The sequence below is a fragment of the Streptomyces yongxingensis genome, assembly GCF_055597465.1.
Genome location: NZ_CM145717.1, coordinates 11,214,246 through 11,239,855, shown reverse-complemented (window position 1 = coordinate 11,239,855; position 25,610 = coordinate 11,214,246). Strand labels below are relative to the sequence as shown.

Genomic DNA, 25,610 nt, shown 5'->3' with positions numbered 1-25,610 from the left:
GTGGCCCGGAGCTCACGTGCCTTGGAGTCAAGCCGCGAGGGCTTGTGCAGGCTGTGAGAAGGCCCGGGATTCGTTGTAGGTCTGGCGGGTTTGCAGGCAGTGGTAGAGCTGGCCCAGAAGCTTGTTGAACAGGTTGCGCTGGGCTGAGCTGTGGCGGTCTCCGACTTCTCGTCGGTGCTTGTAGTGCGTGCGGGCTCCGGGCGACGCGCGCAGGGCGGTGAGGGTCCACACGTAGCCGCAGGACGCGAGTCGGCGGTTCTTGACGACTCGGTGTGTGACGATGCGGACCTTGCCGCTGGCGCGGGTGACCGGCGCTGACCCCGCGTACGCCTTCAGTGCCCGTGCGCTGGTGAAGTAGCTCCGGTCGTCGCCGATCTCGGCGAGCACCCGGGCACCGGCCAAGTCACTCAGGCCGGGGAAGCTGGTCACGATGTGTGCGTCCGGATGCTCGCGGAACCTGGCTTGAAGGGACTCGGCGAGTTCATCGGCGGCCTTGCAGGCCGCGTCGAGCTGCCGCAGCACAGCGAGCATCTGGAGTCCCATGGCCTCTTCGACCATCGGGGTGTGCCGGAGGTACTCGGCGCGGAAGACAGCCTGGATGCGCTCGGCGTCGGCGTCGATTCCGCGTTGCCGGCCGCCGCGCTTCAACGCGGCACGCAGCTGGCTGCGGCTGAGCCGGGCCGCCTTGCCCGGTGTTGACGCGAGCTCCAGCACGGCTCGGGCATCACGCCTGATCAGGCCGCCTTGCAGGTGCTGGAAGGCGGTCAGGGCCGCGGGGAAGTACTCGCGCAGGAGCGATCGGAGCTGGTTGGAGAGCTGCTGGTAGTTCCATACGGCGTCCTGCTGAGCGCGGGCCAGTACGGTTATGGCCCGCGACAGTTCCGAATGCTCGGGCAGGGGCCGGTGACTGGCCATGTCGGTGCGCAAAATGTTGGCCAGGACGACAGCGTCGCCGTGGTCGGACTTCTTGCGGGAGACCGCATGCCGGTCACGGTAGCGGGAGGCTGCCATGGGGTTGATCGCGTAGATCGGGCGCCCAGCCGAGCGCAGTGCAGCGACCAGCAGGCCGTGGCTGGTCTCGATTGCCACGGGCACGAGGGCCTCTCTGCTGTCGTACTCGGCCAGGACCTCGAGCAGGAGGCGATACCCCTCGGCGTCGTCGCTGATCCGGCGCTTGGCCAGCAGCTTTCCCTCGTCGTCGACGACCGCGACGTCATGGTGGTCTTCGGCCCAGTCGATCCCGCAGAACACCCTCACGAAGTGCTTCCTCCTTGTCTTGTCCGTGTCCATCTGGAGCCTGTGCGGGCCACGCGGCGCCCTAATTCCAGGACTCGATCGGTCCGACATCTCACTGGCCGTTCGTGGCACCAGCGCCCCGCAGGGGCTCCGGTCTGCGAAAGAGCTCACGGCTCGCGGCACAGTAAGGAGGTCGTCCTGCGGAAGGCTCGTCCCACGATGATCAGCCTCCCGTTCGTCCAACCCGCGGCCGGCCGGTCGGAGACAGAGGACAGTGCCGGTCTCCCGAGGGGCCTCGAGGGCCAGGGCCGGATCGGGCATCTGTTCCTCCCAACAACGAATTAGGGCCGGATGTGGCTAACGGGTTCTTGCTTCAGTGGCTTCGAGGGAGTGGCCGTCCGGCTCTCCGGGGCGCCCTGGCTGCTGATTGAGATGTGCGCGCTGTGCGCGGTTGCTGATTTACGGAGATGACAGCGGGGTGTTCCTCGGGCCGACGGCATGCTGTGCGGATCGAGGAGGGGCGAGTGAGGGAGCGACAGGCGCAGGGCTGGGCCGGCGTCGACGCGGGGAAGCCACCACTGGGCGGCGGTGGTCGACGAGACCGGTGCGACCCTGCGGTCCAAGAAGATCTACAACGACGAGTCGGCGATCCTGGCCGCCATGGGCGAGATCCTGGACCTGGCGGACGAGGTCCACTGGGCGGTGGACATCTCCGGCACGTCCTCCGCGCTGCTGTCGGCGCTGCTCGCGACCCATGGCCAGCGGGCTGTCTACGTGCCCGGCCGCACCGTCAACCGCATGTCCGGCGCCTACCGGGGCGAGGCGAAGACCGACGCTCGTGACGCCTACTCATCGCCGAAACCGCCCGCCACCGCAACGACTTCGCCGCGATCGACCTGCCCGCCCAGCTCGCCGCCGACCTCGCGCTGCTGACCGCCCACCGGGCGGACTTGGTGGCCGACCGGGTGAGGATGATCAACCGGCCGCGTGACGTACTGACCGGCGTCTTTCCCACGCTGGAACGGGCCTTCGACTACAGCTCCCAGAAAGGCGCGCTGGTCCTGCTGACCGGCTACCAGACCCCGGCCGCGATCCGACGCCGCGGCCGGGCGAGGTTGACGGCCTGGCTCGCCAACCGCAGCGTCCAGGGTGCCGACGCCGTCGCGGCCACCGCTCTGGAGGCCGCCCAGGCCCAGCAGACCACACTGCCCGGAGAAGATGTCGCCGCCCAGATCGTCGCCAACCTCGCTGCCCAGATCCTGGCCCTGGACGACCGGCTCAAGCGCATCGACCAACAGATCCGCGAGACGTTCCACGGCCACCCGCAGGCTGAGATTATCGAGTCCCTGCCCGGCATGGGCCCGATACTCGGAGCCGAGTTCGTTGTTGCCGCAGGCGACCTCACGGCCTACGCCGATGCCGGCCAACTGGCCTCGGCGGCCGGGCTCGTGCCCGTCCCGCGTGACTCCGGCCGCCGCACCGGCAACCTCCACCGGCTCACGCGCTACAGCCGACGCCTGCGGCGGGTCTTCTCCATGTCCGCGCAGACCAGCATCATCCGCGAAGGACCCAACCGGGACTTCTACTTCAAGAAGCGGGGCGAGGGCAGCAAACACGTCCAAGCCGTCATCACCCTGGCCCGCCGACGGGCGAGCGTGCGATAGGCACTGCTGCGCGACAACCGCGTCTTCACCTCCGCCCCGCCGGTCACGCAAGCGGCTTGACTTCGTCATTGCGACTCCTGTGATGAGGTGGCTGGGGGCGGCCTCATGTGGGCGCGTGTCACCCCGGGGTCTCACTCGTTTTCATCATCTCTGCTGATGGAGCCCTACGAATAATAGAAAGATCTGATGCCCGCATGCCTCCACGGCATGGGAAAACCCCCGGTGGACGTGCGCACGAACGGACCGAGCCCCGGCGTTGCCGCTCAGCAGGGCCGTCATGCCTCCTTGCCCGGCGCGCTGTCGTACAGCTGCGCAGAGGGCCACTGCCGTTCGCGTACGGCCAAGCGGACCTGGCGGGCCAGCTCCTGGGCCACGACCTCGGCCGCCACCGGTACACGGCCCGTCCTGGCGGTGCAGAGCACGATGGAGCGCCACACCTCCGGGTCGCACAACGGAGCCGCGCTCAGGGAGCCGACCGCGACGTCCTCGGCGATGCCGACGCCGGGCAGGATCGTCCAGCCGTGGCCGGCCTGCACGAGCCGCTTCTGCACGTGCATGGAATTGGTCTGGACGACCACGTTCATTTTGACTTCGGCTCGCGCGGCGGCTGAATCGATCAAAGTGCGCAGCCCGTGACCGGGGGCGGGGAGGATCAGGGGGTGCGACGCCGCCTGCTCGAAGGAAATGGGCTGTTCGGGACCAAGTCCTACGGTCGGCGGTGCGACCACCCACAGCTTCTCCTGCGCCAGCGGTTTGGCGTTCAGTGACGGGATGGCTGCCAGGTTGTACAGCAGGGTCAGGTCGAGGTCCCCGTCGTCCAGCCACTGCTGAAGGTAGCCGGAGTACGCGGTGAGCAGACGCAACTCGATGCCGGGACGTTCCCGGGTGATGGCCGAGACGAGCCGTTCCGCCAGCAGGTCGCTCGCGCTGTCGAGCAGCCCGACGGTCACGATCCCGGTGACCTCGCCAGGCATCGGCTGGATCTCCGCGCGGGCGCGGTCGAGCTCGTTCAGGGCGCGCCGGGCGCGAGCGACCATGGTCGTGCCGGCGGCCGTGGGCTGCATCCCCTGCCGGGTCCGCTTGAAAAGGGCAACGCCCAGTTCCTGCTCCAGCGTGCGGATCTGCCGGGTGACGGCCGGCTGGACCAGGTGCAGCAGTTCTGCCGCCCGGGTGACACCGCCCACCTCGGCGACCGTGACGAGTGCTTTCAGCTGCTTGAGGTCCATCGGTTTCCGCTCCCATCTGCACCACGCATGGTTCCATCACGAAACACTATTTTACTTAGGTTTCCATGAGCACTGATGATGTGCGCAGGAACGAGGGTGGTTCCCCCACGCATCCCGTGAGGGAGCGACCGCAGGACGTATCGCACACGGCTCGATACCGGCGGCTCTGCCGTTTGGAAGTCCCCCTGCAGGAAGTCCGTCGACGACCGCCCCGTCGCACAGTCGCTTCCCGGCCATATCTCCGGAGGTCACGCCATGACCGCACTCCCGCTATCCGGCGTCACCGTCGTAAGCGTCGAGCAGGCGGTGGCGGCACCGTTCGCCACCCGCCAGCTCGCGGATCTCGGTGCTCGGGTCATCAAGGTGGAGCGACCCGGAGGAGGGGACTTCGCCCGCCGGTACGACACCTCGGTACACGGCCACTCCAGCTACTTCGTCTGGCTCAACCGCTCCAAGGAGTCGGTGACGCTGGACCTGAAGAACCCGCGCGGCCGAGAGCTGCTGGAGGATCTGCTGGCCGGGGCGGACGTGTTCGTGCAGAACCTCGCCCCCGGCGCAGCGGCCCGGCTGGGGCTGGACAACGCGTCCCTCACGAAGCGCCACACGTCACTGATCCCGTGCACCGTCTCCGGTTACGGCACCAGCGGCCCCTGGGCGGACCGCAAGGCCTACGACCTGCTGGTGCAGTGCCAGACCGGTCTGGTCTCACTGACGGGAACACCGGAGGAGACGGCCCGGGTCGGAGTGTCGATCGCGGACATCTCCGCCGGCATGTACGCCTACTCCGGCATCCTCGCCGCCCTTTACACCCGGGCGATGACGGGGGTGGCACGTGCCGTGGAGGTCTCGCTCTTCGAGGCACTCGCGGAGTGGATGAGCCAGCCTGCCTACTACACCCGGTACGGCGGCGCCCCGCCGGCACGTGTGGGCACCCAGCACGCCACCATCGCCCCCTACGGCGCCTACACCGCAGCCGACGACAAGCAGGTGCTCTTCTCCATTCAGAACGAGCGCGAATGGGCTGCCCTGTGCGAGCAGTTCCTTGAGCGGCCGGAGCTGACGGAGGACCCGCGGTTCAGCACCGGGTCGGCACGTGCGGCCCACCGCGAGGAACTCAATGAGATCGTCATCGAGCGGTTCCGCAGGTCCGACAGCGGTGCGGTGATGAAGCTGCTGGACGGTGCGGGCATCGCCAACGCGGGGGTCAACGACGTGCGGGAATTCGTCGACCACCCGGTGCTCGCAGAGCGGGGCCGCTGGCACGAGGTGGGCGTTCCGGGCGCCGTGGTGCAGGCCCTACAGCCGCCGGCCGACCTGGCCGGAGTGAGCCCGCGCATGGCCCCCGTGCCCGCTGCCGGGGAGCACACCGAGCGGATCCTGACCGAACTTGGACTCACCGCGGCCCAGATCGAGGGCCTGCACGCCGATGGCGCCATCTGACGGCCTACCGCGACATCGAACGAGGAGGAGCACATCGTGAGCACCCTGGACGTCCTCTCCGACGACGAGCAGTTCGTCGTGCGGACCGTGCACGACTTCGTCAACAAGGAGGTGAAGCCCGTCGTCCAGGAGCTGGAACACTCCAACACCTATCCCGAGGCCCTGATCGAGCAGATGAAGCAGCTCGGCATCTACGGGCTCGCCATCCCGGAGGAGTACGACGGCAATGCCGTCTCCACGCCCTGTTACGTGATGGTCACCGAGGAACTGGCGCGCGGCTGGATGAGCCTGGCCGGGGCGATGGGCGGCCACACCGTGGTCGCCAAGCTGCTGCTGCACTTCGGCACCGAGGAGCAGAAGCGGCGCTACCTGCCGAAGATGGCCACGGGCGACATCCGGGCGACCATGGCGCTCACCGAACCCGGCGGCGGCTCGGACCTGCAGGCGATGCGCACCACCGCCCGCAAGGACGATGAGGGGTATCTGGTCAACGGATCCAAGACCTGGATCACCAACTCCCGCCGCTCCCAGTTGATCGCGCTGCTGTGCAAGACCGACCCGGAGGCCACCCCCGCCCACCGGGGCATCTCCATCCTCCTGGTAGAGCACGGGCCGGGCCTGACCGTCTCCCGGGACCTGCCCAAGCTCGGCTACAAGGGCGTGGAGAGCTGCGAGCTGTCCTTCGACGGCTATCGTGCCGCGTCCGACGCCGTGCTCGGCGGTACCGAGGGCAAGGGCTTCGCACAGATGATGAAGGGCCTGGAGACCGGTCGGCTCCAGGTCGCCTCCCGCGCCCTCGGTGTCGGCCGCGCAGCCCTGGAGGACTCGCTCGCCTACGCCCAGGAACGCGAGTCCTTCGGCAAGCCGATCTGGCAGCACCAGGCCATTGGCCACTACCTCGCCGACATGGCGACCTCGCTGGCCGCCGCCCGCCAGCTCACCCTCCACGCGGCACGAGAGGCCGATGCCGGGCGGCGCGTCGACATGGAGGCGGGCATGGCGAAGCTGTTCGCCTCCGAGACGGCGATGGAGATCGCCCTCAACGCCGTCCGTATTCACGGCGGATATGGCTACTCGACGGAGTTCGACGTCGAGCGCTACTTCCGCGACGCCCCGTTGATGATCGTCGGCGAGGGCACCAACGAAATCCAGCGGAACGTGATCGCGGCCCAGCTCGTCAAGCGCGGCGGGCTCGACGGGTGACAACTGCGCCCGTCCGGCATGCAGCGGGGCCCTTCAGACAAGGGAACGCCCCGGACGAAGGCTGTCGTAAGGAACAGAAGACGCCCTCATGAAAATCGTTGTCTGTGTGAAGTACGTGCCGGATGCTGCTGGTGACCGGCAGTTCGCCGAGGACTTGACGACCGACCGTGAGTCGGTGGACGGTCTGCTCTCGGAGCTGGATGAGTACGCCGTCGAGCAGGCGCTGCAGATCGGTGAGAACGCCGACGACGCGGAGGTCACTGTGCTGACCGTCGGCCCCGAGGACGCCAAGGACGCGGTGCGCAAGGCCCTGTCGATGGGCGCCGACAGGGGTGTCCACGTGGAGGATGAGGATCTCCACGGCACCGATGCCCTGGGTACCTCGGCGCTGCTGGCGAAGGCGATCGAGAAGACCGGCTCTATGCCACCGTCTCGCCGGCCGCGGTACTGGTGCCCTCCTCGGCGGAGGGCAAGGAGATCGCCGCTCGCCTGGCGGTGCGTGTCAGGTCGGGTCTGATCACCGACGCCGTCGACCTGGAGGCCGGCGAGGCGGGCCCGGTGGCCACCCAGTCGGTCCTCGCCGCCGCCTACACCACCAAGTCCCGCATCACCAAGGGCACTCCAGTCATCACCGTCAAGCCCAACTCCGCCGCTCCCGAGCCCGCTTCCGCGGCGGGCACCGTGGAGGAGCTGTCCGTCTCCTTCAGCGAGGCAGCGACCGGCACCAAGGTCATCTCCCGCACTCCTCGTGAGTCGTCGGGGCGTCCGGAGCTGACCGAGGCCGCGATCGTGGTCTCCGGCGGCCGCGGCCTGGGCGGCGCGGAGAACTTCCCCCTCATCGAGGCCCTCGCCGACTCCCTCGGCGCGGCGGTCGGCGCCTCCCGCGCCGCGGTGGACGCCGGCTGGTACCCGCACACCCACCAGGTCGGCCAGACCGGCAAGACCGTCTCTCCCCAGCTGTATGTGGCGGCCGCCATCTCGGGTGCGATCCAGCACCGCGCCGGCATGCAGACCTCGAATACCATCGTCGCGATCAACAAGGACGCCGAAGCCCCGGTCTTCGACCTCGTCGACTACGGAGTCATCGGCGACCTCTTCCAGGTCCTCCCCCAGCTCACGGAAGAGGTCATCGCCCGCAAGGGCTGACCGCGCGATATTTGCTCGTGGCGGCCTTCCAGGGGCTCAGCCTGACGGCGCTGGTGAACGAACATCGGTGTGGCCTGGCACCGTTTCCCGGCCTTCCCGAACATCTGGTTCAGGCGAACGCCGACAGTGCCACGGCCCCGGGCGGGCTGAAGCCTATGACGAGCGGCGGCCAGGAGATCGACTTCGAGGCCGCGCTGGACGAGGACAGCGCCGAAGAGGTGCGCTCCGGCGTCTCGCAGGTCGAGGGCTTCTCCTGGAAGGGCGTCCTCGACTTCTCTACCTGCACCGAGTGCGGCCGCTGCCAGCCTCAGTGGCCGGCCTGGAACACCGGCAAGCCCTTCTCCCCCCTTCACTGCTCTCCACTGCTGTCGATGAGGCGTCGCAGCGAGGGGAGCAGGGCGTCGAGGTCCTGGCCGGTTCGGAAGGCGACGACGGTGGTGCCGCCAGTCTCCGGGCGGGAACCGGGTGCCGGGAAGAGGGCCAGCACCTCGCGCATGGCCTCGTCCACTTCTGCGACGGGGTCGGCGGTCTCGCCCCGGAGCCATCGGCGCAGTACGTGGTTGTGGCCGGCTACCACCGCTGCGGCCATGAGCTCGGCTCTCAGCGACGCCGACGTTGTCGGGTCGCCCATCCAGTCCGAGATGAACTCCCGGAACAGTCGCTGGTAGCGGGCGACGCTGGCGATCCCCCGGTCGCGGAGGGCGGCCACCTTGCTGGTGAGCGCGTACCGCCGCCTGGCGAGGTCGCCTTCGTCGACGTAGTGCAGCAGCACCAGGCGGACCGCGTCGGACACCGCGACCAGGGCGGTGCTGTGGCTGGAGGTCGCCAGCCGGTCCCTGATCAGCGTGAGCAGCTGGTCATGGTCGGGGAAGATGACCTCTTCTTTCGATCGGTAGTGCCGGAAGAAGGTGGTGCGTCCCACTCCGGCCCGTTCGGCGATGTCTTCGACGGCGGTCTGCTCGTATCCGCGCTCGTCGAAAAGCGCGAAGGCGGCGTCCGCGAGTCGGGGCCGCGCAGGTGGCTTGCTCAGACCGCTCGTCTTTCCCCGTATCCGTACCCGGTGACCACTTGCCGTCGACGTTACTAAGTACCGCCAAAAAGACATGAGTACCGAGAGGAGGTCCGGCGTGGATCCCGTGGCACACAGCGAATCCGACCTGCCCATCCAGCCGGTTTACGACAGCTGGGCGCTGACGGATTTCGACGCGGACGCCAAGCTGGGCGCCCCAGGGCGGTTCCCGTTCACACGCGGCGTGTACCCGACGATGTACACCGGCCGACCGTGGACGATGCGGCAGTACGCCGGCTTCGGCACGGCGAAGGAGTCGAATGAGCGCTACCACGAACTGGTGAACGCCAGCACGGGCGGCCTGAGTGTGGCGTTCGACCTGCCGACGCAGATGGGCTACGACTCCGACGAGCCGGTCGCACAGGGCGAGGTCGGCAAGGTCGGCGTGGCGATCGACTCGATCGAGGACATGCGCACGCTGTTCCAGGGCCTGCCTCTGGACAAGGTGTCGACGTCGATGACGATCAACGCCCCCGCGTCGGTGCTGCTCCTGCTGTACCAGCTGGTCGCGGCCGAGCGAGGCATCCGCGGCGGCCAGTTGACCGGCACGGTCCAAAACGACGTGCTCAAGGAGTACATCGCCCGCGGTACCTATGTCTTTCCGCCGAAGCAGTCTCTGCGCTTGATCAGCAACATCTTCGCCTACTGCCACAAGGAACTGCCGCGCTGGAACACGATCTCCATCTCCGGCTACCACATGGCCGAGGCCGGGGCGAGCCCCGTACAAGAGATCGCCTTCACCCTGGCCAATGCCAAGGAGTACGTGCGCACCGCGATCACCGCGGGCCTGGATGTCGACGACTTCGCGCCGCGCCTGTCGTTCTTCTTCGTCGCCCGTACCACGCTGCTGGAGGAGATCGCGAAGTTCCGTAATGACGCCGTGCGGCGAGCCCTCGATGCCCTGCGAGCTGCCGCCCAGGGCACCGGCAACGTGCTGCCCGCGATGCGCGAGGCCCTGCGCGTTCGCGCCACGGTCGGGGAGGTCTCACACGCGCTGCGGGACGTGTGGGGCGTGCACGTCCCGCACGACACCTTCTGACCCACTTGAGCCGGCCTCCCTCTGGGAGGCCATCGCACATGTCCCTGGAGCCTTCCCATGACCCCTGCCTAGCATCTGTCACGCCGTCCGCCGTCGCCGACCGGTTCGTTCCTGCCGAAGACACTGACACACAACGAGGTGATGGTCCGCCCAGGCTTCGGTCCGACGTCCCCGGATGACCAGCCGACCGCCCTCGTTCCCCGTTCGCCGGTGCCGGCCGCCGACCCGTTGCCGCTCCGGAACTCCTCCGCAGCCGTACCCGCGGCCGGGCTCTTGCCCGCCTCGTGGCACGTCACCGGCCGCAACACCCGGAAGGGAGCCGAACAGTGAGCACCGAACCCGCACAGCCGGCCGGCATCGACGTCCGCAAATCCGCAGGCAGGCTCGCGGATCTGCAGCGCCGCGTCCAGGAGGCGACGCACGCCGGCTCGGAGCGCGCGGTGGCGAAGCAGCATGCCAAGGGCAAGCTGACAGCTCGCGAGCGCATCGAACTGCTGTTGGACGAGGGGTCGTTCGTGGAGCTGGACGAGTTCGCCCGGCACCGGTCGGCCCACTTCGGGCTCGAGAAGACCCGGCCGTACGGGGACGGCGTCGTGACCGGGTACGGCACCGTGGACGGGCGGCCCGTGGCCGTGTTCTCCCAGGACTTCACCGTCTTCGGCGGTGCGCTGGGCGAGGTCTACGGCCAGAAGATCGTCAAGGTGATGGACTTCGCCCTGAAGACCGATGTCCCGTCATCGGGATCAACGACTCCGGGGGCGCCCGCATCCAGGAGGGTGTCGCCTCGCTGGACGCATACGGGGAGATCTTCCGGCGCAACACCCACGCCTCCGGTGTGATCCCGCAGATCAGCCTCGTCGTCGGGCCGTGCGCCGGTGGTGCGGTCTACTCCCCCGCCCTCACCGACTTCACGATCATGGCCGATCAGACGTCGCACATGTTCATCACCGGTCCGGACGTCATCAGGACGGTCACCGGTGAGGACGTCGGCTCCGAGGAGCTGGGCGGCGCCCCCACCCACAACACCGCCTCCGGCGTGGCACACCACATGGCCGGGGACGAGAAGGACGCCATCGAGTACGTCAAGCAACTGCTGTCGTACCTGCCGTCGAACAACCTCAGCGAACCCCCGGTCTTCCTGGAGGAGGCGGACCTGTCCGTCGCCGAGGAGGACCGCGAGCTGGACATGATCGTGCCGGCCAGCGCCAACCAGCCGTACGATATGCACACGGTCATCGAGCACGTCCTGGACGACAGCGAGTTCTTCGAGACGCAGGCGCTGTTCGCGCCGAACATCCTCACGGGTTTCGGCCGGGTGGAGGGCCGCCCGCTGGGCATCGTCGTCAACCAGCCGATGCGGTCCGCCGGCTGCCTCGACATCGACGCCAGCGAGAAGGCCGGCCGCTTCGTGCGGACGTGCGACGCCTTCCACATCCCCGTCGTCACCTTCGTCGACGTGCCCGGCTTCCTCCCGGGCGTCGACCAAGAGCACACCGGCATCATCCGGCGCGGCGCCAAGCTGATCTACGCGTACGCCGAGGCGACCGTCCCGCTGATCACGGTGATCACGCGGAAGGCATTCGGAGGGGCCTACGACGTCATGGGCTCCAAGCACCTGGGTGCGGACCTCAACCTCGCCTCGCCGACCGCCCAGATCGCCGTCATGGGCGCCCAGGGCGCGGTCAACATCCTGCACCGCCGCACGATCGGCGAGGCCGACGCACCGGAGGCGACCCGGGCCCGGCTGATCCAGGAATACGAGGACGCCCTCCTCACCCCCTACATCGCGGCCGAGCGCGGCTACATCGACGCCGTCATCATGCCGTCCGACACCCGCCGCCAGATCGTCCGGGGCTCGCGTCATCTGCGGACCAAGCGCGCGGCGCTGCCGCCGAAGAAGCACGGCACCATCCCCCTGTGACGGAAGGGAGCCGTTCGCTGATCGTCACGGTCGTCCGAGGCAACCCCACACCCGAGGAACTGGCCCCCGCACTGGCGGTGATCCAGGCCCGGGCCGGCCGCCTTCGCCCCTCGGCCCCGCAGGAGCTGAACGCGTGGGCGGGCACGGCGCGCCCCATCCCGCGCCGTGCCCTGCCGCAGCCGGGGCCGGCGGCGTGGCGCAGCACGTACTGGCCCCGCTGAACCGCACGGTGTGTCCCAGACTGCCGCTCCTGCGCCCCCGGCTCGGTGACGAGGTTCGCGCCGCCGTCGGGCCCGGGTGTGCGCCTGGACGCGGGCGTGGAATCCGGCAGCGTCATCGGCCCAGCGTGGGACTCGCTGCTGGCCAAGCTGATCATCACCGGCGCCACCCGCAAGGAGGCTTTGGAACGGGCCGCCCGGGCACTGGAGGAGTTCCGCATCGACGGCATGGCCACCGCGGTCCCCTTCCACCGCAAGGTGGTCGGCGACCTGGCATTCGCGCCGGAGGTGCACGGGCAGGACGGCCCGTTCGCGGTGCACACGCGGTGGATCGAGACGGAGTTCGTCAACGACATCAAGCCGTTCACGGCACCCGCCGATGTGGAGGCCGAGGGAGAGCCGGGCCGTGAGACGGTCGTGGTCGAGGTCGGCGGCAAGCGCCTGGAGGTCTCCCTCCCGGCTTCCCTGGGCGTGTCCCCGGCCCGCACCGGCCTCACAGCGGGCACCAGGCCGAAGCGGCGCACGGCCGGCAAGTCCGGCCTCGCCGCCTCGGGTGACACCCTCGCCTCCCCGATGCAGGGCACCATCGTGAAGGTCGCCGTCGCCGAGGGCCAGGAGGTCAAGGAGGGCGACCTGTGCGTCGTCCTGGAGGCCATGAAGATGGAACAGCCCCTGAACGCCCACAAGTCCGGGATCATCAAGAGCCTGTCCGCCGACGTCGGCGCTTCACTCACCTCCGGCGCCGCCATCTGCGAGATCAAGGGCTGACGGCGATCCAGCCGCACAATGCGGCAGCGACATCCGCCGCGGGCGGCGCCGGGGACCTCGGGGTTGCGGCGCGGCCGCCCCTCGAAGCGGTAGGGCTGTGGGGGCGCGTGCGGCCGACGCCGACCGGACCGCGCCAGGGACACTCGGTCCACCAGCGGACCGCGCCGGCCTCGGTCCAGCAGCCGTGGAAGCCATGTAGCACCGCGTCGCTGTGCCCAATCGTCCCCGGCTTGCAGCGTCGTCCAAGGGCGTCTTCCTCGTGAGCGGGTTCGTGGTGCCTGCGATCCCGCACGGTATGTACGCGGGAGCGCCCACACCCTGCTGGTGGCCCCGAGTCACAGGACGACGTCCCGGGCCGTTGCCGACCTTCCTCTCACAAACGCCCCCGTTTATGAGAGGAAGGGTGTGGCGTCGGTATCAGCAGAGGGCGGGCATGCCGCCCATGGCGCTGAGGGTGGTGCCGTTGACGTGGTCGGCGGCCTGGGAGGCGAGGAAGGCGACAGCTCCGGCGATTCCTCGGCGCCCGCGAGGCGTTGGAGTGCGACGGCCGCGACCGCGCCGCTTCGGAGCACCGGGGATGTTGACGGAGCCGATGCGGTCGCCGTCAGGCGCCGGTTCGCGGCCGTGCGGACGGCCGCCGGCGCGGGCGGAGAGCCGTCCAGCCGGCAAGTCGATCACCGGCAGTCTGGCGGCGCGACGAGCGACCGCTACGTCGACGACGCGCATCAGCGTGACACGGCGGGCCCTCCACGTTCCGGGACTGCGGGTTTGCCCGCGTCAGGCCATGACCGGCGCAATGGCCTCACCCAACCAGCGTGCGATAGCGACCATGCGGGCATCAGTGCCCGGCTGCCCCATCACCTGAAAGCCGAAGGGCAGCCCGCCGACCGCCATGAACGGAATGTTCACGGCCGGGGTGCCCAAGAGTGAGCTCGGGGTATTGAACACCGGGTCTCCCGTCGGCCACCGCGCTGGCGGCTCTCCGGCGACATCGCCAAGCCATTTCGGCGCCGAGCCGGTGGATGTCGGCGCGACGACGGCGTCCACGACGCTGCCCAGCCGCGCAAAAGCCGCCTGCACGACTTCGCGGTCCTGCAATGCCCGCTCGTAGCCCACCGCCCCCAGCCGCTCCGCGGCTTCGATGAAGAAGCGCTTGCTCCGCACGCTGATGCGGTCCGGGTACGCCTCCACCAGGTCGCGGAAGACCCACAGATGCTCGCGTGCGAGGATCAGACTGGTCAACTCGGTGGCACCGACCAGTGCCCGCTCGAATCGCTCGATCAGTGGTTCGTCGCCTCGCCGCAGCACCGTCACGCCGCAGGCCTCGATCTGTCGGATCACCCGGTCAAACGCTTCGCGGCTCCGCTCGTCCAGACGGTCCCAGCCCTCGGTCTCCATGACGGCGAGGGTGAGGGGCTTTCGGGCCGGTGGCGGTGTGGAGGGCCCGCGCAACGCCGGCCAACCCGGGTCGCCGCCCGCGCGACGGGCGATCTCAATGGCCACCTGCCACATGTCCTCAGGACACGCCGCCACCACGCCGTGGGCCGTCGTGCTCGCGGTCTGCCGTTCACCACGATTGATGGCCCCGCGTGACGGCTTCAGACCCCAGTTTCCGCAAAAGCTCGCAGGCCGCATGAGCGACCCGCCGGACTGTGTGGAGATCGCCGCGGGCACCATTGACGCCCCGACAGCCGCTGACGATCCGGACGACGACCCACCCGGCGTGTGTTCCGGGTTGAACGGGTTCGTCGTCGGGCCGGGTTCCGGGCCCGCCAGTTCCGTGGTGACGGTTTTCCCGACCAGGACGGCGCCCGCCTGCCGCAGCGCCCACACCGCGGCGTTGTCCCGCTTCGGGAAGTTACCCGCGTACGCGGCGCAGCCGTACTCGGTGGGCATGTCCTTCGTTTCGAGCACGTCCTTGATACCGATGGGCATACCGTCGATGGGCGAGAGCGGCTCCCCCCGACGGTAGCGACGAGTGCTGGCGTCAGCCTGCTCTCGCGCACCCGACGCCTCGAGCACGACCCAGGCTCGCACGGTCGGCTCGAGTTCAGCGATCCTCGAAAGGCAACGCTCCAGGTAATCGCGCGGCGTGTCAGCGCCGCTGCGGAACTGCTCCACTGCCGTGTGGAACCGCAGTCCGCCGAACGCGACCGGGTCGTACGTGCCGACGGTCGCGCCAGCTGAAGAAGTCACGAACACCCCCATCGTCGCCGTTCCGGAAGGCGAGGCTTTCACCCTCTGGGCAGCGTTCCAGAATGCGGTACATCGTACCATGACACGGCACAAACTAGAGACGGGCTCATCGGCATGTCAAGAGTCGTCTCGCCGGTCCGCATCCGGGAGGTCGAGCCACGGAACCGCATCGTCATCCCGCCCATGCGGCAGCACAGGCCGCCGGGGTTCTGTCCCGGCCGGCACCCGGTCATCTCGACCGCTCGGCCGACGGCGACACCGGACCGGCCCGCCCGGAAGGTATGACCGCCGGGCCGCACGGACTCTTCCCTGCGCCCGCGTCGCGTCCGGCGCGGCGCATCGTCGCGGACGATCGCGGCGAGTCCGGTCAACAGGCGACGCAGGGACCGGACGTAGCTCTCGATGCGGTCGATCACGACACGGCCTGGCGGTATGCGGTGCTCGATCGACGGATCTGCGAGAGCAGCATGCCGCTTTGGATGGCGGCCAGCAGGGCGGTAGCCAGTGCGGGCGACGTCGGCGCTCTCGCTCAGCTCGCCACGTGCCTGCATACGGGCCAGTCCCGACCTGATGGGCGCCTCCCACCGGTCGAAGGAAGCGGCCAGGTCGGCCGCAGCGTCTCAATGCCGTCCAGGGTGTCCAGCAGGGGCGCTGCCAGCCGAGTTCGGTGTCGGTCTGGTAGTGGCCGAAATCCCTTCCGGCGTCGTGGTCACCGCCGAACTCGACCCGCTACAAGGGCGCCCCACGCGCCGCTCTCGTTCACCGGGTCGGTGCAGCTCGCCCGCGATGTCCTCCGCCAGCTCGTGAGGTGCCGTGGCCACGGCGCCTCCGCACCAGGACCGTCTCCCGTGGTGGGTTTGAGAAGCCGCGTGCGGCAGCAGATGGCTATGGCGAGGCCGAGAAAGGCCACGTAGTTGCGGGGATCGCGTTCGCACCGGGCAGCCGGCGGTAGCCGGCCAGCCAGGAGATGGTGCGCTCGATCACCCAGCGGCGGCGGCCCAGCCGTTCGCTGGACTCGATGCCCTTGCGGGCGATACGGACGCCGACGCATGCGCCACGCAACCACTTCCGCGGCTCGGGGACGTCATAGGCCATGTCGGCGTCCAGCCGCCCGGGCGTGAAGTGCCGGCCGCGGTGGGTTCGTGTCGTCCACGGACAGGGGTGCCACCGCAAGGACTGCGACGCCCTTACGGGCTTCCTGCTCCATGGGGGGGGCGGTGGTCGTCGACGTCGGGCGGCTGCCACCGGAGCCCGTTACGCGCATCGTTGCCTTCGACGGTCCGCCTCGACCTCGTGCCCGTCGGCCTGGGCACCCACCACTCCCCCGCGAAGTCGTCCGAGGCCACGGCCAAGCCCATCGTCGACGTCGTGGGCACGCAGGGGACGAGTACGGCCGACGTGCCGGTCAGGCCGACGAGACCAACTTGCTGATCTCGTCCGCAGCCGCGACGACCATTCGCGCGAACGTCTTCTCCTGCGAGCGGACATAACGCATCTGCGGAATCGCCAGCGTGACCGCCGCGATGGGCCTTCCAGCCGCGTTCGTGACTGCCGCTCCGACGGAGGAGACGTGTGGGCGGTACCACGAGGATACGTCCAACGCATATCCCCGCTTGACCGTCCGGGCGATCTCCTTGCGGAGTTCCTCGGAAGTCAATACCGGCGAGTCTGCGAACTCCTCCAGCCCGGGCTTCAAGAGTTCGTCCACCTCGCTCGGTTCCATACGCGCCATGATCGCGCAACCGGCCGAGCTGGCGCGAAGCGGCACACGCGTACCGACCTCCAGGAACACGCGGACGAGTTGTGTGCTGTCCTCCCGTGCGATGAGGAGATACTCATCGCCGTCGCGCAGGCCGAGGAAGACGGTCTCGCCGGTCTCGGCGGCAAGGCGCTTGATGACCGGCCCCGCCAGTTCCCGTAGATCACGCTCACCGGCGCTGCGCAACCCGAGCACGAGGGCCTTCGTGGTCACCCCCCACCGCACGCGCTCCGGATCGACGATCCTCAACCAGCCGGCCTGCTGAAGCGTCACCAGGCATCGCTGGGCAGAACTCTTCGGGATGCGCATCGCCCGCGACAGTTCCGACACGCCGATCGGCTGGCGCACGGCAACTTCTTCAAAGACGCGAAGGGTGCTCAGCACACTATTCATCGAAGAGCGGGGACTGCTGTTGGTGTTTCCCCGGGCGGCCGGGCCGTCGGCGGAGTGATCTATGCGCATGGCACTGCCAGGTTAACACCCCCAGGGGGTGATCGGACGTCGTTTCGGGGTGTGGTTGTGGGCGGGGACATTGCTGATGCCAGATCGTGGGCGGGTGAGCTGGACGCTCTGCATGAGCGGTTCGTGCGCCGGTTCAACCGGGAGGAGCCGCACCAACCGGCGCCGGCTCACCTCCGCGGTGGTGCTGTCCGCGACGGGGCCGGGGCGGTGTGGCCCCCGGCCATCACACGGCGTGCGCTGGCCTCCTCGCTGATCCAGGAGGTGGCCTGGCCGCCGGGGAGGAGGCACCCGACGCCCCGCACCTGCTCAGGCGGCGGGCTTCCCGCGGTGGAGTGCCACCCGCACCGACCGGCTGACCCGCCTGTCAGGGCGTTTCATCCTCCTGTTGCCGGCTGCCGTCCATGGCAGCACGGCGCAGCAGTGGGGTGAGGCGGTGGGGCACCAGTTCGCGCATGGCCAGGGCCGTGGTGGTGCGTTCGACGTCGGGGATGGCGAGGATCTGTCCCGCGATCCGGTACAGGTCCTCGGCGTCGGCTGCGACGACCCGCACGAGCAGGTCGGTCTCGCCGCTGAGACCGAAGACCTCCACAACCTCGGCGATGCCTGTCAGCGCCTGGGAGACCTCTGCCAGCCGGTGTTGGTTGACCCGTGCGGTGACGAATGCGGTGAGTGGGTAGCCGAGCGCATCCGGGGTGATGCGGCGTTCGAAGGAACCGAGCGCGCCGCTGCGCTCCATCCTGGCCAGCCGTGCCTGAACGGTGTTGCGGGACAGCCCCAGACGCTCGGCCAGGGCGACGACGGTGGCGCGTGGCTCGGTTACCAAGGCGAGCAGGATCCGGGCGTCGGTGGCATCCAGGGCCCGCTTGCTGTTCACGGTGTTCAATCGGCGTCCTCTCGTTCTCCTTGAAATTGAGCAGAATGCTTAATCATAGAGGAGTGTCTTGTGCAGTCAGGGACTTATCTGTCTACTTGCGGATCATAAAATCACGGCAAGGACGCTTGGTCCGGGATGCGGAGGTGGTCTGTAGTGGTTCCGAAGGTGGCATCCGTTGACGCTCAGGACAGGGGGGCTGTCCAGCAGGAACAACCCGTGACGCTGGAGGCGGTCGAGCGGCGGGTGCTGTGGCTCTCCACGGCGATCATCGACCATGCCAACCGGGTGCGGCCGAACCCCTCGGGGCTGAAGGTCGGCGGTCACCAGGCGTCCAGCGCCTCGATGTCCTCGATCATGACGGCGCTGTGGTTCCACGCCCTGACCTCCGAGGACCGGGTGTCGGTCAAGCCCCACGCCTCGCCCGTGCTGCACGCCATCAACTACCTGCTGGGCGAGCTGGACGAGTCCTACCTGACCACCCTGCGCGCCTTCGGCGGCCTGCAGAGCTACCCCAGCCGATCCAAGGACCCCGACCCGGTCGACTACTCCACCGGTTCGGTCGGCATCGGCGCCACCGCACCCCTGTGGGGCGCCCTCGCACGGCGCTACGTGGAGGGCCACTTCGGCGGCGCCGGCACCGGGCGGCAGTATTCTCTGCTCGGTGACGCGGAGCTGGACGAGGGCGCGATCTGGGAGGCGGTCCAGGACCCGGCGGTGCCGGATCTGGGCGAGGTGGTGTGGGTCGTCGATCTGAATCGGCAGTCACTGGACCGGGTCGTGCCCGGAATCGCCGCGGAAAGGCTGCAGGCCACGTTTGCCGCGGCCGGCTGGCAGGTCATCACCCTCAAGTACGGGCACCTGCTGCGGGAGTTGTTCACCCGTCCCGGCGGGGAGGCCTTGCGCGCCCGTATCGACGCCATGGGCAACCCCGAGTACCAACGGTTGCTGCGCTGCTCCGCCGATCAGCTGCGCGAACGTCTGCCCGGCACCGGCTCCACCGCCGCCCCCATCGCCGGGCTCATCGCGGAACTGGACGATGCCACGCTGCTGGCGGCACTGCGCAACCTGGGCGGCCATGACCTCGGCACGCTGTGTGAGGCGTACGACGCCGTCGACGACACCCGCCCGACCGTCATTTTCGCGTACACGGTCAAAGGCCACAGGCTGCCCACAGAGGGCCACCCGCAGAACCACTCCTCGCTGCTGACCGGCGATCAGATGCGGGCACTGGCCGACCGCCTCGGGACGGACCTGGACCGCCCATGGACACCTTTCACCGAGGGCTCGGCGGAAGCGGACCTGTGCGCGGCCGCCGCCCGGCGACTGCGCCGTCCCCTGCGGGAGCCGCAGGCGCCGCCCACGGTCCCGCCCGACCTTGGCCGCCCGGCACCCAGCGGCACCGGCACCACGCAGCAGGCCCTGGGGCGGGTGCTGCTGGACCTCACCCGTCAGGCACCGCAAGCGGCGGGCCGGATCGTCACCGTCAGCCCGGACGTCAGCTCCACCACCAACCTGGGCGGCTGGCTCAACAAGGTGGGCGTGTGGTCGCCCGCTGAACGCACCAACTGGTTCGCCGACGACGCGGAGACGATCCTGCACTGGCGGGAGAAGCCGACCGGCCAGCACATGGAATTGGGTATTGCCGAGACGAACCTGGTCGGCCTGCTCGGCGAGCTGGGTGCCACCTGGAGCCGCTGGGGCCAGCCGCTGCTGCCGATCGGCGTGGTCTACGACCCCTTCGTCAACCGGGCCCTGGAGCCGTGGTCCTTCGGTATCTACGCCGGCGGCCAGTCGATCCTGGTCGGCACGCCAGCCGGCGTCACTCTCGCTCCGGAGGGCGGCGCACACCAGTCGATCACCACGCCCTCTCTCGGCGTCGAACAGCCGGGGTGTGTGTCGTACGAGCCCGCGTTCGCGATCGATACCGAGTGGTGCCTGCTGGCCGCGCTCGGCAACCTCGGCCGGCCGGAGGGGAGCTCGGCGTACCTGCGGCTGTCCACCCGTCCCGTCGACCAGTCCCTGGCGGCGGTGCCGAGCGACCCTGCCGCCCGCGAGCGCCGCCGCCGGCAGGTGACCGCAGGTGGCTACCGGCTGCGGCAGCACGATCAGCCGGCGGTGACACTGGCCGCGATGGGCGCCATGGTTCCCCAGGCCCTGGCCGCCGCCGACCGGCTGGCCGCACTCGGGTACGGGGCCGACGTCGTGTGCGTGACCAGCCCGGACCTGCTCTTCCGCGCACTGCAGGCCCGCCGTGGGCTGGCGGATGCCCCGGACTGGATCCTGGACCAGATCTTCCCGGCCGAGCGGGCCACTCCCCTGCTCACCGTGCTCGACGGCCACCCGCACACGCTGGCCTTCCTCGCCACGGTCAACAACGTGCCCGTCGCCACGCTCGGCGTGAGTGGCTTCGGTCAGTCCGGCGACCTCCAGGACGCCTACCGCTACCACGGCATCGATACCGACAGCATCGTCGCCGCCGGGCTGGACCTCATCGGCTGAAAGGAGAGCTCCCGCGATGAACGAAGGTGACCCCACGGCGAGCGGCGGCGAAAGTCCTGGCCGCCCGGTCCCGGCCCTGCCCCGCAACCTGACTGCCGGGGGCCGCATCGGCACCCGTCCTCCGCGCACGACCATTCACCGCCGTGCCGCGCGGGGCAGCGCCGGGCGTGGGGCCGTGTCCTCGCGCCAAGGCGGGCACAGCCAGTACGCCCCGCTCGTGATCCTTCTGATCGACAAAGCCGACCACGGAGAGTTCTTCGTGTAACCCCGAACGACCGCCGGCCGGCAGGGCCCTGTCCGCCGCCTCCGGCCGGCGGTCCCTCATCGGCGCGCGATGGAAAGTGAAGACCGGGGCGGCTCCGTGGGCCGCCTGCCCGCGGAAAGCGCAGTGAGCCCATGCCGGAGGGCAGCCCGTGCCACGCCGTCGAACCGGGCATATCAGGCGTCGTTTCCTTTGGTGGGTCGGCGGTGGGTGATGCGAGCGGCGGCTATGCCGGCGCATGCGAGGAAGTGCTCGGGCTTGCGTTCGTAGCGGCGATGCAGGCGTCGGCAGCCGGCCAGCCAGGAAACCGTTCGCTCCACGACCCAGCGGTGGCGTCCGCGTCGTTGCGAGGACTCCACGCCTTTACGGGCGATCCGGTGGGTGATGCCACGGCTTGGAAGCCATCGCCGCAGGTGGTCGTAGCCGAGCCCTAGTCCGCGGGCAACCTTCCGGGCCGCCGACGCGGTCCGCGGCGTGAGCGGATCGACGGGATACCGGCGGCCAGGGGCGTCAGGGCCTGACTGTCGTGCAGGTCGGCGGCCGGGATACCGAGGCGGAGCGGCAGTGCGTTCCGGATCGGTGACCAGGTGGATTATCGATCCGTTCTTACCGCGGTCGGTCGGATCCGGCCCCGTCAGTGCCCCCCTTTTTTGCCGCTCGGACGCTGACCGCGTCCATGGCGCATCGGGGCCCGTCCAGCCCGCCGCAGGCTCCCGGCCCATCGAGGATGACGCGGTGGAGCCGGGCCCAGGCTCGCACCCGGCTCCACCGGGCGCGTAGTCGGCGCGGTAGGCGGCGAGCCGGAGCGCGCGTTCCTCACGGTCCGGCCGCCGGGCGTCAGCCGACCACAGTGACCCGGAAGCGCCTCAAACAGCCGTACCGTGATGCGAAACGGTGTTGCGTAAACTGGTACGCTCCCGTCTGATTGGCAGACAAGGGGGATGATGTGACCGCACCGGACAGGACGACCAGCAGAGTGCGATCAATGAACAGCGTCCTGAGCACCCTCCGTATCTTCGAGGAGGTTGCCGCACGGCAACCGATTGGCGTGTCGGAGCTCTCGCGAGCCACCCGGATTCCGAAGAGCTCGGTTCAGCGGTGCCTGGTCACTCTCCAGCAGGCCGGCTGGCTGAGGATCGTTGACTCTGGCCGCGGCGCGCGGTGGGGCGTGACGATGAAGGCTCTGTCCGTCGGGCTGCGCGGGGCCGGCGAGCAGGATCTGCGTGATCTTGCGGGACCAGTGATCAAGCGCCTCGCGGCCGAGACCGATGAGACGGTTCACTTCGCGCTTCGCGACGGGGACGACGTCATCATCATCACGAGAGAAGACAGCACACATGCCGTCCGCGTGTTCGTCGAGACCGGCACGCGTCTGCCCCTTCGAGCCACCTCGTCGGGAGTCGCGATCCTGGCACGCCTGGAGCCGGCGGAGACCGAGGAAATACTGAAACACGACGTCAATGAGTTCACCGAGCCCCTATGGAGTTCCGAAGAGCTCCGAGAGGAGATCGTCCGGACTGCCGAGCGGGGTTACGCGGTCAACATTTCCACGTGGTTTCGTCCGAACGTGGCTTCCATCGGCGCGGCTGTCACCGGCTTTGCGGGACGGCCCATTGCCGCCCTCGTGCTCTCCATGCCGGAGATGCGCTACGAACCCTCGCAGGAAAAGGCATTGGCACAGCTGACCACCGCGGCCGCCGATGAGATCAGCCGGCTGGTCTCCGCCATCTGACCGCGTCATCCTCACCGCCCCCGGTCAGCCGCGTTCTGTGGTGGACAGGCGAGGGCCGCGCCCCCGACCAGAGGCTGCGGCCCTCGCGTCCTGTGCCAGACCACCGGCAGGTCCGGGTCCGAGGCCATGTTCCCGGCGGCTCCCCCTCTCCCGGCACGTCAGCACGAGCCGAGGCCGGTGCGGGGGCAGACCCACGCGACGGCGGTATGGACTGGGACGGCGCAGGCACCGGGGCCACCGAGCGCTCCGGAGGCGAACCGCTCCGAAAACCAGCGAACGACGCGGACACCCCCATCCCGAGGGACACCGGCTACGACGTCACCCGCCTCGCCTGCGTCCTGGCCGATCCGCCCGTCGAACCCGGTGGGCCGGCATCCCGGGGCATGACCCGGGATGAACTCGACCTGGCTGACGACCGCCGCTCACCCCCGCCGGACCCCGGCCCCCAAACCCTCCCGGCCCGGGCCCGAACACCCACTCGGCCCGGAAAACCGTCGGCCAGCCCCACGACACGAACCCAGGAAGACCGTGAAACGAACCGAAGCCCTCACCGAACACGCCCGCCTGGAACAGCGGCGAGATCGCACATCAAGCTCAGATCTCCTGGGTGAGGGCTAATCGGCCCACCTCGCCCAGCGGCAACTGTCCGCCGCTTCCGGGTCTTCGCATCCTGGGGGATACGACGGCGGCCTGCGGGCGATGCGCGTACCTCAGAACGCGCGATGGTATTGCTTCGGCCACGACGCGCGCGGCTCCGCGTCAAGGGCGCGCAGCGCCCAATAGGGGTCGCGCAGCATCGCCCGGCCGACCAGCACCGCATCCACCAGCTCCGGGATCGCCTGATCGAGGTGGGGCGCCTGCGAAATCATGCCGGACGCCGCCATGAGGACCCCTGCCGCACGAAATTGCGGACCGTACTGGGCGTTGTGCAAGGGCTCGGCAACCCGGAGGGCCTCCGGGACGAGCGCGCCGGTCACGAGGTCAATCATGTCAACGCCCGCCTCGCCCATGCGGGTCGCGACCAGGACCATATCGTCCGTGGTGAGACCGCCCTCCAGCAGATCCGCGGCGGGCAGACGGACGAGGACCGGCTTGTCCTCCGGCCAGCCCGCGCGAAGGGCCTTCACCATCTCCAGCGGGAACCGCATCCGCCGCTCCGGGTCGCCTCCCCACTCGTCGGTACGGTGATTGGCCAGCGGCGAGAGGAACTCGTGGAGCAGATATCCGTTCGCCCCATGCAGTTCGATGGCCCCGTACCCCGCTCGATGGGCGTTGCGGGCGGCCCGCTCGATGTCCTCCAGCACCCGCGTTCCGTCCTTCGTGGTCATCTCGGTCGGAACCGCCAGGCCGGCGAACGCGACCGAGGAAGGCGCAAGCGGCTGCCACCCGCCGTCCTCCGGTGGTATCGCGTTCCGGGTCCCGTCGTTCGCCCACGGCACGCCGTGCGAGCTCTTGCGACCCGCGACCCCCAGCTGGACCGCCGCCACCGACCCGATCGAGGTGATGGCGTCCGCCAATCGCCGGTGGCCGATCACCTGCTCCTCGGTGTACAGCCCGAGATCCTGTGCCGTGGTGCGCATGTCGGGGGCGACGGCGGTGCATTCGACCATGACCATGCCCACACCCCCTGCCGCCCGGGCCCCGTAGTGGGCAATGTGCCAGTCGGCCGGGGCGCCGGACCTGTCCGCGGAGTACTGGCACATCGGTGAGAGCCACACCCGGTTGGGCACCGACAGCTCCCTGAGGCGAATCGGGGTCCAGGCCATGGATGCCGTCGTCATCGGCTATACCTCTCTGCTGCTTCCTACATGACCGCCGCAACAAGCCCGGCGGCGACTTTGGGCTCTTCCACCACGACGACGCAGCCCCCTACCCCGACTCGCCGCGTAGTTCCTGACATGGGCATGCGGCTCCCATCGGACCGCTATGTTGAACAGCGTGCCGGAGTACGGAACAATAGGGGCGGTGCCGCTCGATCGTCAACCGCCGGTCGCCGGCCCCGGTGAGCAGGAAAAGGGGCCCGGGCCGCTCCTCCACGAGCGCGCCGTCCAGCGCGAGGCCCCGATCGATCCGGACGGGGCGACACCCGGCCTGGACGAGGTGGCCCTGACGCCAGGCGGAAGGACGGGGGCAGAAACCGAGTACGGCCGGCCGACACCCAGCCACCTCCGGCATGACGGATACCGACGCCACCGAGGACACCCACCGCACGGAGCGGCCCCCGGCACCGGCACGGGCGGCGCGGCGACGCCGACACCGGGACGGCACAGCCGCCGCACGGCTCCGGCGGCAGCCGGACCGCCATGCCTCCCCCGGCCGGACGGCCGGTGCCGACCAGCAGGACCTCGGGGTACACGGCCGGGGCCTTGAGACTCGCGCCCGCGAGATGCCCGCCTTCAGCAACGGGCCGAACCGCAACCGGCCGACACCCGCGAGCGAGGACGGCACCACCCACGACACCGATCTTCACCACCTCCCCTCCGACCACCTCCGGCCGAAGGAGAGTCCCGCGCAGTGGTTGACAGAACCGCCGCGCTCCGTACAGATTCGTTCCGTAATGCAGCACGGATGTTCCGTAGTCCTGAACAACAGGATTTACGCCATGAGCGCTGCCTGGACGACGAGGCCCCCTGAGCGACACATCGCATACGCAGAACCTGTCCCGGCGCCGCCGAATCCAGCCGCGCCTCGTGGCATTGCGGGCATCGCCCGGCGGGTCACCGTCACCGCCGCCACGGTCGCGACAAGGCCGAGTCGCGTCGCTCCGGGGCTTTGGTGCCGCACGGCTTGGGCACTCCACATGCCTCGCTGCCCTCCCTTCTCCACGGGACCCTCACACGCGTCCCACCAGCAGCACGCTGTTCCGCAAGCAGAACGCCCACACTCGTATGGAGGC

15 protein-coding genes and 9 pseudogenes are annotated in these 25,610 nt (G+C 69.3%); 14 read left to right on the top strand and 10 right to left on the bottom strand.

Going from position 1 to position 25,610, the window contains the following annotated elements; all coding sequences use genetic code 11:
- Window positions 1-27: 27 nt before the first annotated feature.
- Window positions 28-1,290 (bottom strand): IS110 family RNA-guided transposase, encoded by a 1,263-nt coding sequence (locus tag ACZ6TD_RS47795; protein WP_471348498.1) that lies wholly within the window; start codon window positions 1,288-1,290, stop codon window positions 28-30.
- 470 nt (window positions 1,291-1,760) lie between these two features.
- On the opposite strand from ACZ6TD_RS47795, the pseudogene ACZ6TD_RS47790 reads away from it, so the two are divergent.
- A pseudogene (locus tag ACZ6TD_RS47790) lies at window positions 1,761-2,900 on the top strand (IS110 family RNA-guided transposase).
- Window positions 2,901-3,175: 275 nt separating this feature from the next.
- Here ACZ6TD_RS47790 and ACZ6TD_RS47785 read toward each other — a convergent pair.
- The gene (locus tag ACZ6TD_RS47785; RefSeq protein ID WP_471348496.1) at window positions 3,176-4,126 is read right to left on the bottom strand and encodes a LysR family transcriptional regulator; all 951 of its coding nucleotides are present in this window, start codon (window positions 4,124-4,126) and stop codon (window positions 3,176-3,178) included.
- Window positions 4,127-4,381: 255 nt separating this feature from the next.
- Between ACZ6TD_RS47785 and ACZ6TD_RS47780 the strand changes: the two genes are divergently transcribed.
- The 5 genes and pseudogenes from ACZ6TD_RS47780 to ACZ6TD_RS47760 all read left to right on the top strand — a co-directional run.
- Window positions 4,382-5,566 (top strand): CaiB/BaiF CoA transferase family protein, encoded by a 1,185-nt coding sequence (locus ACZ6TD_RS47780; RefSeq protein ID WP_471348494.1) that lies wholly within the window; start codon window positions 4,382-4,384, stop codon window positions 5,564-5,566.
- 36 nt (window positions 5,567-5,602) lie between these two features.
- On the top strand, window positions 5,603-6,769 hold the full coding sequence (locus tag ACZ6TD_RS47775; protein ID WP_471348493.1) for an acyl-CoA dehydrogenase family protein: 1,167 nt from the start codon (window positions 5,603-5,605) through the stop codon (window positions 6,767-6,769).
- A gap of 88 nt (window positions 6,770-6,857) precedes the next feature.
- Window positions 6,858-7,187, top strand: a pseudogene (locus tag ACZ6TD_RS47770) (electron transfer flavoprotein subunit beta/FixA family protein); the annotation flags it as partial.
- Window positions 7,188-7,198: 11 nt separating this feature from the next.
- Window positions 7,199-7,915, top strand: a pseudogene (locus ACZ6TD_RS47765) (electron transfer flavoprotein subunit alpha/FixB family protein); the annotation flags it as partial.
- Between the two features lie 57 nt (window positions 7,916-7,972).
- Window positions 7,973-8,262 (top strand): annotated as a pseudogene (locus tag ACZ6TD_RS47760) (Fe-S oxidoreductase); the annotation flags it as partial.
- Between the two features lie 2 nt (window positions 8,263-8,264).
- Here the strand turns inward: ACZ6TD_RS47760 and ACZ6TD_RS47755 are convergent.
- The gene (locus tag ACZ6TD_RS47755; RefSeq protein ID WP_471358702.1) at window positions 8,265-8,945 is read right to left on the bottom strand and encodes a TetR/AcrR family transcriptional regulator; all 681 of its coding nucleotides are present in this window, start codon (window positions 8,943-8,945) and stop codon (window positions 8,265-8,267) included.
- A gap of 73 nt (window positions 8,946-9,018) precedes the next feature.
- Between ACZ6TD_RS47755 and ACZ6TD_RS47750 the strand changes: the two are divergent.
- From ACZ6TD_RS47750 to ACZ6TD_RS47730, 5 genes and pseudogenes are all read left to right on the top strand, one after another.
- Window positions 9,019-9,873: pseudogene (locus ACZ6TD_RS47750) on the top strand (methylmalonyl-CoA mutase family protein); the annotation flags it as partial.
- Entirely contained in the window at window positions 9,865-10,023 is a 159-nt protein-coding gene (locus ACZ6TD_RS47745; RefSeq protein ID WP_471358699.1) for a methylmalonyl-CoA mutase family protein, read from the top strand. The pseudogene ACZ6TD_RS47750 and the gene ACZ6TD_RS47745, both read left to right, overlap by 9 nt.
- 284 nt (window positions 10,024-10,307) lie before the next feature.
- Window positions 10,308-11,944: pseudogene (locus tag ACZ6TD_RS47740) on the top strand (acyl-CoA carboxylase subunit beta).
- A gap of 20 nt (window positions 11,945-11,964) precedes the next feature.
- Entirely contained in the window at window positions 11,965-12,165 is a 201-nt protein-coding gene (locus ACZ6TD_RS47735; RefSeq protein WP_471358696.1) for an acyl-CoA carboxylase subunit epsilon, read from the top strand.
- 33 nt (window positions 12,166-12,198) lie between these two features.
- Window positions 12,199-12,930 (top strand): annotated as a pseudogene (locus tag ACZ6TD_RS47730) (biotin/lipoyl-containing protein); the annotation flags it as partial.
- Window positions 12,931-13,347: 417 nt separating this feature from the next.
- On the opposite strand, the gene ACZ6TD_RS47725 reads toward ACZ6TD_RS47730, so the two are convergent.
- From ACZ6TD_RS47725 to ACZ6TD_RS47705, 5 genes and pseudogenes are all read right to left on the bottom strand, one after another.
- Complete coding sequence (locus ACZ6TD_RS47725; protein ID WP_471348491.1) at window positions 13,348-13,608, bottom strand: hypothetical protein; 261 nt, start codon at window positions 13,606-13,608, stop codon at window positions 13,348-13,350.
- 99 nt (window positions 13,609-13,707) lie between these two features.
- Entirely contained in the window at window positions 13,708-15,138 is a 1,431-nt protein-coding gene (locus ACZ6TD_RS47720; protein ID WP_471348489.1) for an amidase, read from the bottom strand.
- Window positions 15,139-16,062: 924 nt separating this feature from the next.
- A pseudogene (locus ACZ6TD_RS47715) lies at window positions 16,063-16,242 on the bottom strand (IS5/IS1182 family transposase); the annotation flags it as partial.
- A gap of 289 nt (window positions 16,243-16,531) precedes the next feature.
- Window positions 16,532-17,278, bottom strand: a complete 747-nt coding sequence (locus tag ACZ6TD_RS47710; RefSeq protein ID WP_471358694.1) for an IclR family transcriptional regulator — start codon at window positions 17,276-17,278, stop codon at window positions 16,532-16,534.
- Between the two features lie 433 nt (window positions 17,279-17,711).
- Complete coding sequence (locus tag ACZ6TD_RS47705) at window positions 17,712-18,230, bottom strand: Lrp/AsnC family transcriptional regulator (RefSeq protein WP_471348488.1); 519 nt, start codon at window positions 18,228-18,230, stop codon at window positions 17,712-17,714.
- Window positions 18,231-18,437: 207 nt separating this feature from the next.
- Here ACZ6TD_RS47705 and ACZ6TD_RS47700 point away from each other — a divergent pair, with 207 nt between their 5' ends.
- On the top strand, window positions 18,438-20,720 hold the full coding sequence (locus ACZ6TD_RS47700) for a transketolase-like TK C-terminal-containing protein (protein WP_471348486.1): 2,283 nt from the start codon (window positions 18,438-18,440) through the stop codon (window positions 20,718-20,720).
- A gap of 16 nt (window positions 20,721-20,736) precedes the next feature.
- A complete protein-coding gene (locus ACZ6TD_RS47695) occupies window positions 20,737-20,985 on the top strand; it encodes a hypothetical protein (protein ID WP_471348484.1) in 249 nt (82 codons plus the stop codon).
- Window positions 20,986-21,158: 173 nt separating this feature from the next.
- Here ACZ6TD_RS47695 and ACZ6TD_RS47690 read toward each other — a convergent pair.
- Window positions 21,159-21,750: pseudogene (locus tag ACZ6TD_RS47690) on the bottom strand (IS5 family transposase); the annotation flags it as partial.
- A 217-nt stretch (window positions 21,751-21,967) separates the two neighbouring features.
- On the opposite strand from ACZ6TD_RS47690, the gene ACZ6TD_RS47685 reads away from it, so the two are divergent.
- The gene (locus tag ACZ6TD_RS47685; RefSeq protein ID WP_471348482.1) at window positions 21,968-22,714 is read left to right on the top strand and encodes an IclR family transcriptional regulator; all 747 of its coding nucleotides are present in this window, start codon (window positions 21,968-21,970) and stop codon (window positions 22,712-22,714) included.
- A 710-nt stretch (window positions 22,715-23,424) separates the two neighbouring features.
- Here the strand turns inward: ACZ6TD_RS47685 and ACZ6TD_RS47680 are convergent.
- The gene (locus ACZ6TD_RS47680) at window positions 23,425-24,495 is read right to left on the bottom strand and encodes an oxidoreductase (RefSeq protein ID WP_471348479.1); all 1,071 of its coding nucleotides are present in this window, start codon (window positions 24,493-24,495) and stop codon (window positions 23,425-23,427) included.
- Window positions 24,496-25,610: the final 1,115 nt, after the last annotated feature.

Bases quoted from the DNA above. Each gene is read 5' to 3' on its own strand.
- ACZ6TD_RS47720 (WP_471348489.1), bottom strand. From the start codon at position 15,138: ATGGGGGTGTTCGTGACTTCTTCAGCTGGCGCGACCGTCGGCACGTAC.
- ACZ6TD_RS47695 (WP_471348484.1), top strand. From the start codon at position 20,737: ATGAACGAAGGTGACCCCACGGCGAGCGGCGGCGAAAGTCCTGGCCGC.
- ACZ6TD_RS47785 (WP_471348496.1), bottom strand. From the start codon at position 4,126: ATGGACCTCAAGCAGCTGAAAGCACTCGTCACGGTCGCCGAGGTGGGC.
- ACZ6TD_RS47710 (WP_471358694.1), bottom strand. From the start codon at position 17,278: ATGAATAGTGTGCTGAGCACCCTTCGCGTCTTTGAAGAAGTTGCCGTG.
- ACZ6TD_RS47685 (WP_471348482.1), top strand. From the start codon at position 21,968: ATGAACAGCGTCCTGAGCACCCTCCGTATCTTCGAGGAGGTTGCCGCA.
- ACZ6TD_RS47780 (WP_471348494.1), top strand. From the start codon at position 4,382: ATGACCGCACTCCCGCTATCCGGCGTCACCGTCGTAAGCGTCGAGCAG.
- ACZ6TD_RS47680 (WP_471348479.1), bottom strand. From the start codon at position 24,495: ATGACGACGGCATCCATGGCCTGGACCCCGATTCGCCTCAGGGAGCTG.
- ACZ6TD_RS47795 (WP_471348498.1), bottom strand. From the start codon at position 1,290: ATGGACACGGACAAGACAAGGAGGAAGCACTTCGTGAGGGTGTTCTGC.